Genomic DNA, 9,840 nt, shown 5'->3' on the forward strand with positions numbered 1-9,840 from the left:
AGAAAGCGGAGGCACGGACGGTGGGTGAGGGCACGAGGGGGCGCGCGGAGGCGTCTCGGCGCGGCGGGGTGCGATCCGTCAGTACGTCATGCGCCCACCCTGGCGCAGCCCGTCGGTGCGGGCAACCGGTTTTCGTCGAGCTGCTGCCACGTGGAGCGCGGAAAGGTCGAAGTGCTGCCGCGCGGAGCGCGGAAAACGTCAGCCCCGACCGTTACTCTCACGCCTCGTGACGTCGCAGTTGAACGATATGCCCGCCGACCTGCTGGAACTGTTCCCGGACGGTGCTCCGCGAACGCTCGCCGTGCCACTGCCGCCCGGCCAGACGGTATGCGGCAGCGAAGGCGCCGACGACCGACCGGTGTTGTGGATGAGCGAGGAGCCGGCACCGGCGGGCTTGTGGTCGCGCCTGCACGCGGCACATGAAAGCTCCGGGCTGTGGCCGTTGCTGCTGGACGGCCTCGGCGGTGACATGTCCCGCCCCTGGCAAGGCGGTGAGCTCTGGCCCGCGACCTCCACTCCCGACCAGCACGACGCCGAGCGGGTGCTCGCCGGCCGGTGGGCCAACCAGACCGGCGACGGCGACGACTCGCCGCCGGCGGCCGACGACGATCCGCTCGTCGCCCCGTACGGTCGGGCCTGGCCGGGTCTGGCCCCGGCGCTGCCGCCCCGGGTCGCGGTGCGCGAGCACGCCGACCACTGGGCCGAGCAGCTGTCGCAGGCCCTGTCCGAGGCGCATCTCGGCCTGGTGCCCGCGCAGCGCAGCAGCGAGGTGCTGGCGGCCGTCGGTTGGCACGGTGCGATCAACCACATCGGTGTCGCCGAGTTGTGCGCGGTGCTGCGCAGCTGGGAGGACCGTTTCGGGGTACGGGTGATCGGGGCCGGCTTCGCCGAGCTGTACCTCAGTGTCGCCGCACCGCCGAGCACAATCGACGAGGCGCTGCCCATCGCCGCCGAACACTTCGCGTTCTGCCCGGACAACATTCTGCAGGGGCAGCGTCCGTACACTGTCGCCGCCTACGCCGAGCGTCTCGTCGACGCGCCGACCTGGGCGTTCTGGTGGGACTGAGCGCTTCGCGCAGACCTGCGGGCTGACCACCCCGAGCAGGTGCGCGCACTCGGCCGGGGCCAACTCGTCACGCTATGGACAAAGCGGTATAGCGCGATGTGTTTACGCCAATCTCCGCACCGTCCTAATCTGCGGCTGCCGGTGTCTCCGGCGTTCCTTATCCGGCAGGAGAAGACGTTGCGAGTACCTCCGGTGTTGCGTGCCTGCACGGCCCTGGCCCTGACCGTCGTCGCCGTGGTCGCCGTGCCGACGACCGCCCCCGCCGCCCCCGCCCCGGCGACCGCTTCGGTGGTGTCCGCGATGGCGGCACCTGACATCTCCCTGACCAACACGAAGGCGCATCTTCAGCAGTTCCAGTCGATCGCGACAAGCAACGGCGGCAACCGGCGCGCCACAAGCGCCGGCTACACCGCCTCGGTGACCTACGTGTACAACAAGCTGGTCGCCGCCGGATTCACCGTGACCCGGCAGAACTGCACCTCCGGCTGCACCAGCGGCGCCGGCCCGAACGTGATCGCCGACTGGCCGGGCGGTGGGGACCCGAACAGCATCTACATGTTCGGCGCACACCTGGACGGGGTGTCGGCCGGTCCCGGCATCAACGACAACGCCTCCGGGTCGGCGACCCTGCTGGAGATCGCCCTGACCCTCGCGGCGACCAACCCGAGCCTGACCAGCAGGGTCCGGTTCGCCTTCTGGACCGACGAGGAGCAGGGCCTCAACGGGTCGCGGTTCTACGCCAACACCCTGTCCAGCACGGAACGGGCGAAGATCAAGGCGTACTTCAACTTCGACATGGTCGGCTCCGTCAACGGCGGCTACTTCATCAACCGGATCACCTCCGTGCCCGGCCAGACGTTGAAGGCGTACTACGACTCCATCGGCGTACCGACCGAGGAGAACACCGAAGGCGCCGGACGCTCCGACGACGCCCCCTTCAACTCCATCGGCGTGCAGACCTCAGGGGTGGCGGCGGGTGCGTCCCGGGTGAAGACCGCCGCGCAGGTGACCAAGTGGGGCGGCACCCAGAGCGCCTTCGACCCCTGCTACCACCGGTCCTGCGACACGTACCCGAGCAACATCTCCGACACCGTGCTCAACCGGGCCGGCGACGCCGCCGCGTACGCCCTCTGGACCCTGGCTGCCGGCACCCCGGCGACGACGGTCTGGTCGGACACCTTCGAGACCGCCACCGGCTGGACCACCAACCCCGCCGGCACCGACACCGCCACCAGCGGCCTCTGGGAGCGCGGCGTGCCGCAGGCCACCAACTCCAGCGGCGCCAAGCAACTCACCGCCCTCTCCGGCACGAACGACCTGGTCACCGGCAGGCTCGCCGGCACCTCCGCCGGCGACCACGACATCGACGGCGGTACGACCAGCGTCCGCTCACCCGCCATCACCCTGCCCGCCACCGGCCCGCTCACCCTGAAGCTGTCCTGGTATCTCGCCCACGGCAGCAACGCCACAAGCGCGGACTTCTTCCGGGTCTCCGTGGTCCACAACGGCGGCACCACCGCCCTGTTAACCCAGTTGGCCAGCGCCACCAACCGCAACGCCGCCTGGACGTCAGGCAGTTGGAGCCTGAGCAGTTACGCCGGCCAGAGCGTACGGATCCTCGTCGAAGCCGCCGACGCGGGCACCGCAAGCCTGGTCGAGGCCGCCGTCGACGACGTCACCATCACCCAGGGATAACCCCGGCGCCGAGGTGCCCGGACCGGCCGGTCCCGCTCAGGGACGCAGGTCGGTCCGGGTCGCGCCGGTTGCCGCGTCGTACGGATGGGACAGGTGCTGGTGGACCAGCCACCAGTGGGAACGCGGCGTCGAGGAACGAGACCACCTCGGCGATCCGGGCGCCGCGCACCGTGAGCAGGTCCAGACCCGCCGGCAGGTAGACGCCCTGGGCGTCGTCCCAGCGGTACGTGCCGAACGCCAGCTGCCCGTTGGCCCAACCCGGCAGAAACGCCAGCGGTACGAGCCCATTACCTCGACGAGGAAACCACGGATCGCTGACCGGCCCTCGTACCAGACCCGCAGGCGCGGCCTCGAGTACCGGGCGTCGTCGGTCAACATCGCCACGACGGCCTCGACGTCACCGGCCTCCCAGGCGGCCGCGTACCGCGGGCCAGCTCCCGCTGCCCCGTGTCGCCGAGCGCGCCCAGGGTCTGTTGCTGGGCCTGTTCGGGCAACAGGCCGGCAAGGACCGCGCGGGCCCGTTGCAGGGCGTTCCGCCAGGCCCGGTCCAAGGTGTCCTGGACGGCGTCCTCGGCGTCGTGCAGCGAATCGAGCATCCGGTAGCAGTGGGCGCGCAGCTCCCCGCGCAGCGGCCCGAACGCCTCGCCGTCACCCGCCTGCGCCTCAGCGAGCAGATCCCCGTCCGGCGGCTCTGCCCGGCCCGGCGCGTACCCACGCTTGCGCTCCACCTTCGCAGGCTACGCCGACCGCGGCCTGCCTGGACCATGCCCGCGCTGATGGTATGGCCCGACGGCGGTCTCGGCGGCCGCCACGTAGGCCCATCGGGACGGGCCTGCGGCGATCGGGCCCCGCTGGTGTTCCTTGACTTGAACCAGACTCGAAGTTCTAGCGTGCCAGGTGTCAGCCGGAGCCGGCCGAGGAGTAGACAAGTGATCGTCACCATCGTCAGGGTGACTGACCCCGCCCGTTTCCTTGACGTGTTCACCATTGTCGGTGCGGAGAAGCGTTGACGCCGTAGCCGACGTCGGCGCATGGCTCCTTTAGCAGGAAGGGATGCGACATGTCGGACACGTCCACGCGGGTCAGCCGGTTCAGCTCGGTCATCGGCAACGACGCCGTACGCTTCGACGACCGGATTCTTGTTGCGCCGGGCCTCAGTAAAGAGGTCGGCCGGTCGATGAGCGCCTACACGGCGTTCTTCGCCGCCGGTGCGCGGGCCGACCTACCGGCCCCTTACGCGGAGGTCTGGGTGGTGATCAGCGGGGCGTTACGTGTGGGGGCCGAGGGCGACGCCGTGACGGTTCGATCGGGCGACTTCGTGCATGTGCCGCAGCAGGCACCGGGAACTGTCGAGGCACTGGAGGACACCACCATGGTCTGCGTCTCGGTACCCGCCCATTGACGTGGCCGTCGACCTTACGACGGTGGTGTGGCATGGTGACCGCATGATCGACAGCCAGGGCGCGCTGGAGGCTGTGGTCCGGCATGCCACGGAGCTTGACGACGATTACGACGTCATCGCGCCGACCGTCACGGCCCTGGCCGCGTGTGGGGACATCACTCTGGTGCCCCGGCTGGAGGAGGTACTGGAGCAGTTCCTCGACGAGGGGAACGACCAGGACGGCCTGCAGACCGACATCATCGAGCTGCTGGAGGCGGACCCGTCGGCGAGCCGGCGGGTGGTGCGTGATTTCGCCACGGCGGACTCGCCCGAGCTACGCCGCACGGGTCTGTGGGCGCTCGGGTTCGTGCTCGACGCGCAGGATGTCGAGCTGCTGGTGACGGCGACGACCGACGACGACCCGGGCATCAGATCCATGGCGGTCGGCTCGATCCCCGACGCCGTCGGCGACGACCGAGCCTTCGACGCTCTCGTTCGCGCGTTGCGTGATGAAGACGAGCAGGTGCGGGTCTCGGCGGTGAGCAGGCTCGGCTTCACCGGCCGCATCGACGCGGTAACGCCGCTGGTCGCCCTCGCCGCAGACCCGACGCCGCGGGTACGGTCAATGATCGCGTACGCACTGGGGCGCCTCGGCAGTCATGTGGCGACCCCAACCCTGCTGCGGCTCCTGCACGACCCCGTCGGCGCAGAGCCGGTGGGCTGGGCTGTGGCACGATGCCGAGGTGTACGAGCAGCTGCCACGCACAGTCAAAGCCGTCGACACCTCGGCCCTTGTCGGGCTGGACGACGAGGCGCGTAGCCGCGGTTTCAACCGTCATCACGGATCCGGCTGGCTGACGACCAACGCCGACGAGTCTGCGCAGCACCACCTGCACCCGTTCTTGGTTCACCGTACGAACCACCGGCCTGAGTTCTCGCCACAATGGCGGTGCATGCTGCTGTTGCGGATGCGAGACGGTCAGGAAGTGTTCTCCCTGCTGGACATCTGGCCACCGACATTCCTGCAGCTACCGGAGTCGCTGACCGCTCAGGAGAAGACAGCGCTCGCCCGCCGCCTGCAGGACGGTGGACTTCCCACCGCAGCGCAATGGGAAGCCCTCAACAGGTGAAGGCCGGCATCGCGAGCCCGACGCCGTGGTCGACACCCCGCTGATCGCCGACGGACACCGAGCGGATGGAAGCAGATGCCGCCAGGCACCGTGAGCCGCAACATGCGGGTGCGGCAGTGCCGGGCTGGACGTACGGCCGCGCTGGGCGACTTGTCTTCACTGGAGAGTCAGGTATCCCTGATCCGCCGCTGTCCAGAGCGCTGCGTAGCACCGCGTGCGACTCGCTGCTGGGCACAATTGTCGGCGTGGTGGTCTGCCTGATGGCTGTCAGCGTCGGGTGGGCAGAGTACGCGGGTGTAGCCGCTCTGGCCGCTACCGGGATACCGCGAGTCCGCAGGGGATACCGGCGACGAGTGACGTCCGGTTTTCTGGTTGCGACAGCAGCGTGTCTGGTAGTCGGCATCGTTCTCGGGGGCGGACTGCCGGCGCCGTGGGACCTGTTCTTCCCGCTGGCCTTCGCCCTGTCCGTGGGCAGCCTTGCGGGAACGACTGCCGCCTACCTGCCGTGGCGGACTTCTGAATAGCGAGGACGGGAGCAGCAGCCTCGCACCCCGGGCCCGGGTACCCGCTGTCGCCACGGCCGCACACGATCAGCGGCTACTTGTTCATTGACCTGCGACCATTGCCCGGCCCCGGCGCAGCGTAATTCGGTCGTGTGCGGTTCCGCCCGCGAGGACGATACGGCGATGTCCGGTACACCTGAGGGATTCACCTATCGGCTCCGCAAGAACGGGGACGTGGAACTGCTCCATCACGGTCGTCTCGCCACTGTGCTACGGGGTGCTGCTGCGGCCCGGTTCCTGATCGACGTGGACAGCTCAGATCCCCAGGAGCTGATGGCGCGCGTCACCGGCAACTACAAACACGGCAACGAGCGGACGGCCAAGAAGCATCCCCGCAACCGGCATCGGTAAAGCGCACCTCATCGGTGGCAGAGTCCGCCTTGCCGGGTTCTCGGCCCTCATCGTCGGTACCTCCGTGATCTACCCTGCTCCTCATTCCAGAAGGAGCCGGAGGTGGCCCACCATGGCTCGTACCCAGCTGTACCTCATCCGCCACGGCGAACAGGATCCGACGGCATCGGACGGAGGCCTCTCCACGCCGGCAACATGGCTGATCGGGAACATCGTCGCGCAGGCGCACGCCGCCGCCACCCACAGCGGGCGGGTCTGGGTCGAAGCTGGAAGACGCGGATGTCTGGTGGGCGTTGACTCAGCTGCACGGCATCGACCTGCGCCACGCCAAGGACGGTCCGTACCTGCACGACGAAGAGCAGATACGACACCGGTCCGGTCGACCTGGCCGGTCACTCCCTCGGTGGCCTCGTGCATGCCCGGGCCCCGCCTGCCGGCAACGAACCGGCCCGACGAGGGGTGCCACCGCGCCACCGGTTGCCGGCGGCCGTACGCGAGTCGGCGTCACCCTCCGGAACGGCACGGAGACCCACGGCGACCCGACGAACCGGCTCTCGAGGCTGCCGAGGTGCCGCGGCCGGGCAGCCAATACCCTTGACCATGAGCATGGCTTCTGGCACGTCGAACGCTCGGGCTGGACCGGTCCGCGTTCGCTGCTCCACTCGAGAGGTACGTCTATGCCTGGTACATCGGAATCCGTCACGTACCTCATCGTGGATGGGGAGAACATCGACGCCACTCTCGGCAACAGTGTTCTGGAGCGCCGGCCGGCCCCTGCGGAGCGACCCCGGTGGGAGCGTCTGCGGGAGTTCGCGCGCGACACGTGGCGGCAGCCGGTGAAGGGACTGTTCTTCCTCAACGCCTCGGGTGGCGCACTGCCGATGCCCTTTGTCAGGGCCCTGCTGAGCATGGATTACCGGCCCATCCCGCTGGCTGGTTCATCGGACCAGAAAGTGGTGGACATCGGCATCCAGCGGACGTTGCAGGCCATCGCCCGACGCCCGGGCAATGTGATGCTCGCCAGCCACGACGGCGACTTCCTGCCGCAGCTCGGCGAGCTGCTGGAAGGCGATCGTCAGGTCGCGGTCGTCGGGTTCAAGGAGTTCCTCAACGCCGGCTTCGCCGAGCTGCCTGGCCTACAGGTATTCGACATCGAGGAGGACGCGGACTGCTTCACCAACGTGCTTCCTCGGGTCCGCATCATCGACCTCGAAAGCTTCGACCCCGAGCGCTTCCTGTAGGCGGGACAGGATCCGCGTACCGGCTGCTGGCCCGCGACCTCGCACGATCAACGGTGCGGCCGGCGACATCGTGCGGGCCGCGACCGGTGCATCTGTGCCATGGCGGTTCGGCGGGTCTGCCGGTAGCGGAATCGCTTGGCCGCCGGCGGCACAGGAGGCAATGCTCAGCTGGTGCCCGACCTGATCGACATCATGCTCGGCGGCCTCCTGCTCTCGCTGCGGGTGTGGCCGGCTGCCGATCCGGCCCGTACCCCCGTGGTGCTGCTGCCCGCCACCGGCCGAACTGCCGAGGACTGGGATGTGATCGCGGCGGAGTTGGCCGTCGATCGGACGGTGTACGCCGTTGACCTGCGCGGTCACGGAGACAGTGACTGGCCCGGTGAGTACCGGCTGGAGTTGTTCGCCCAGGACGTTCTGGGTCTCCTCGACCGCCTCGACACCGGCCCGGTCGACCTGGTCGGTCACTCCCTCGGTGGCCTCGTCGCCTGCCGAGCGGCCGCAGCCGGAACTCGACGCATCCGTCGCCTGGTGTTGGAGGACATCGGCTTCCCGCATCCGCGCCCACCTGCGCCACCGCAGCGGCCGGCGGGGGAGCTGCCATTCGACTGGCGGGTGGTGGAGCAGGTCCGCCCCGAGGTCGACGAGCCGGGTCGGGACTGGGCCGGCATCATCGCCCGGATCACCGTACCCACCCTGCTGATCGGCGGCGGGCCGTCGAGCCCGGTGCCTCAGCAGCACATCGCCGAACTCGCCGCCCGCCTCGCCGACGCCCGCCTCGTCACCATTTCCGCAGGCCACCTGATACACGAAACCGCCCCGACCGCCTACCTCAACACCCTGACCACCTTTCTGACCCCCTGACGCCCGCACACTTCTCACGTTGCCATGACGGCAGTGTGGAGATCGGCATCTGCTGTCCACCTCGTGATCGACGCCGAAACGGGCGGGAGGAGGGGAGAGGCTAGTCGCGGAGGGGGTAGGGGATGAAGGTGCTGCGGTTCTCGTCCAGGTCCAGCTGGCGGCTGATGGGTGGGGCGGCGCGTTGGGGGCAGGTCATCCGGTCACAGGTCTTGCAGCCGGGGCCGATGGGGGTGGCCGCCTCGGCGGCGTGCAGGTCGACGCCGGTGGAGTAGACCAGCCGGCCGGCGTGCCGGGTTTCGCAGCCCAGCCCGATCGCGTACACCTTGCCGGGTTGGCCGTAGCCGCCGTGGTGGCGGGTGATGGTGCGGGCGATCCACAGGTAGCGCTGGCCGTCCGGCATCGCGGCGACCTGGGTGACCACCCGGCCCGGCGCGCTGAACGCCTCGTAGACGTTCCACAGGGGACAGGTGCCGCCGGTGCGGGAGAACGGGAAGCCGGTGGCGGACTGGCGTTTCGACATGTTGCCGGCCCGGTCGACCCGGACGAAGGAGAACGGCACCCCACGCGCGCGGGGCCGTTGCAACGTGCTGAGCCGGTGGCAGACCGTCTCCCAGCCGATCGCGTAGTGCTGGGTGAGCAGTTCGATGTCGTACCGGCGCTGCTCGGCGGCGGTCAGGAACTGGTCGTACGGCAGGATCAGCGCCGCCGCGAAGTAGTTGGCCAACCCGACCCGGGTCAGGATCTGGGTCTGCGGGTCGTCGAAGTGCTCCGACTCGACGATCTCGTCGATGACGTCGGCGAATTCCAGCAGCGCGATCTGCGCGGCCATCCGCATCGCCTCCTGCCCGCCGCGCAGCGAGGTGGACAGGTGCAGGGTGCGGGTCTGCGGCCGGTAGCGGTGCAGTTCACCGCCGAGCGCGCCGCCGTCCTCGCGCAGGATGCGCACCCCGTGCCGCTCGGCCAGGCGGTCGCGCAGCCGGCCGCGGATCTCGCCGCGCCGCAACCCCATCGCGGCGGCCAGCCGCTCGGCCTCCTCGTCCATTTCCGGTACGTAGTTCTGCCGCCGGTAGAAGAACTCGGTGACCTGGTCGTGCGGGCTGCGGCCGAGCCGTTCCCGGTCGCCGACCAGCTCGGCGAGCTGCTCCTCGGCCTGCTGGTAGCGCCGGTGCAGGTCGATGACGGCGGCGGCGAGCTCGGGCAGCCGGGTGGCCAGCTCCGTCAGCTCGGCGGGGCTGGCCCGGTTGGGCAGGGCCTCCCGCAGCCCGGTGACCAGGCGCGGGGTGTCGTGAGCGGCGAAGACGGTGGGGTCGACGCCGAAGAGTTCGGTGATGCGCAGCAGCACCGGCACGGTCAGCGGCCGGGTGTCGTGCTCGATCTGGTTGAGGTAGCTGGGGGAGATGCCCAGGTGCCGGGCCAGCTCGGTCTGGCTGAGTGCCCGTTCCTCGCGCAGCCGGCGTAGCCGCGCCCCGGCGAAGGTCTTGCTGATCGTCCTCACCTCCCACGCCAGCAGGTTTGGTCGGGCCACATTAGCACCGTTGCCAATAAGCCGATT

The 9,840-nt window shown here is 69.5% G+C and carries 9 protein-coding genes and 1 pseudogene; 8 read left to right on the forward strand and 2 right to left on the reverse strand.

The features are described 5' to 3' along the window. Positions 1–226: 226 nt before the first annotated feature. A complete protein-coding gene (locus tag Vgi01_RS13565) occupies positions 227–1,066 on the forward strand; it encodes a DUF4253 domain-containing protein (RefSeq protein WP_204291240.1) in 840 nt (279 codons plus the stop codon). Between the two features lie 192 nt (positions 1,067–1,258). Next, complete coding sequence (locus Vgi01_RS13570; RefSeq protein WP_373306952.1) at positions 1,259–2,761, forward strand: M20/M25/M40 family metallo-hydrolase; 1,503 nt, start codon at positions 1,259–1,261, stop codon at positions 2,759–2,761. On the opposite strand, the pseudogene Vgi01_RS31145 reads toward Vgi01_RS13570, so the two are convergent. Then, positions 2,748–3,435, reverse strand: a pseudogene (locus tag Vgi01_RS31145) (nuclear transport factor 2 family protein). The gene Vgi01_RS13570 and the pseudogene Vgi01_RS31145 sit on opposite strands and share 14 nt — an antisense overlap. Positions 3,436–3,821: 386 nt before the next feature. On the opposite strand from Vgi01_RS31145, the gene Vgi01_RS13585 reads away from it, so the two are divergent. The 6 genes from Vgi01_RS13585 to Vgi01_RS13610 all read left to right on the forward strand — a co-directional run bounded on the left by Vgi01_RS13585 (position 3,822) and on the right by Vgi01_RS13610 (position 8,288). Further along, the gene (locus Vgi01_RS13585; protein ID WP_204291242.1) at positions 3,822–4,163 is read left to right on the forward strand and encodes a cupin domain-containing protein; all 342 of its coding nucleotides are present in this window, start codon (positions 3,822–3,824) and stop codon (positions 4,161–4,163) included. 43 nt (positions 4,164–4,206) lie between these two features. Then, a complete protein-coding gene (locus tag Vgi01_RS13590) occupies positions 4,207–4,962 on the forward strand; it encodes a HEAT repeat domain-containing protein (protein WP_204291243.1) in 756 nt (251 codons plus the stop codon). Continuing rightward, positions 4,886–5,272: a hypothetical protein gene (locus tag Vgi01_RS13595; protein ID WP_102656438.1), complete on the forward strand. Its 387-nt coding sequence runs from the start codon at positions 4,886–4,888 to the stop codon at positions 5,270–5,272. The genes Vgi01_RS13590 and Vgi01_RS13595 overlap by 77 nt, the downstream gene beginning before the upstream one ends. Before the next feature lie 686 nt (positions 5,273–5,958). After that, complete coding sequence (locus Vgi01_RS13600; RefSeq protein WP_204291244.1) at positions 5,959–6,186, forward strand: hypothetical protein; 228 nt, start codon at positions 5,959–5,961, stop codon at positions 6,184–6,186. A gap of 677 nt (positions 6,187–6,863) precedes the next feature. Continuing rightward, complete coding sequence (locus tag Vgi01_RS13605) at positions 6,864–7,427, forward strand: NYN domain-containing protein (RefSeq protein WP_204291245.1); 564 nt, start codon at positions 6,864–6,866, stop codon at positions 7,425–7,427. A 171-nt stretch (positions 7,428–7,598) separates the two neighbouring features. After that, entirely contained in the window at positions 7,599–8,288 is a 690-nt protein-coding gene (locus Vgi01_RS13610; RefSeq protein WP_102656437.1) for an alpha/beta fold hydrolase, read from the forward strand. A 100-nt stretch (positions 8,289–8,388) separates the two neighbouring features. Here the strand turns inward: Vgi01_RS13610 and Vgi01_RS13615 are convergent. Beyond that, on the reverse strand, positions 8,389–9,840 hold a 1,452-nt coding region (locus Vgi01_RS13615), incomplete at its 5' end, for a short-chain fatty acyl-CoA regulator family protein (RefSeq protein ID WP_308441779.1).

The sequence above is a fragment of the Micromonospora gifhornensis genome (assembly GCF_016863515.1).
Classification (GTDB): Bacteria; Actinomycetota; Actinomycetes; order Mycobacteriales; family Micromonosporaceae; genus Micromonospora; species Micromonospora gifhornensis.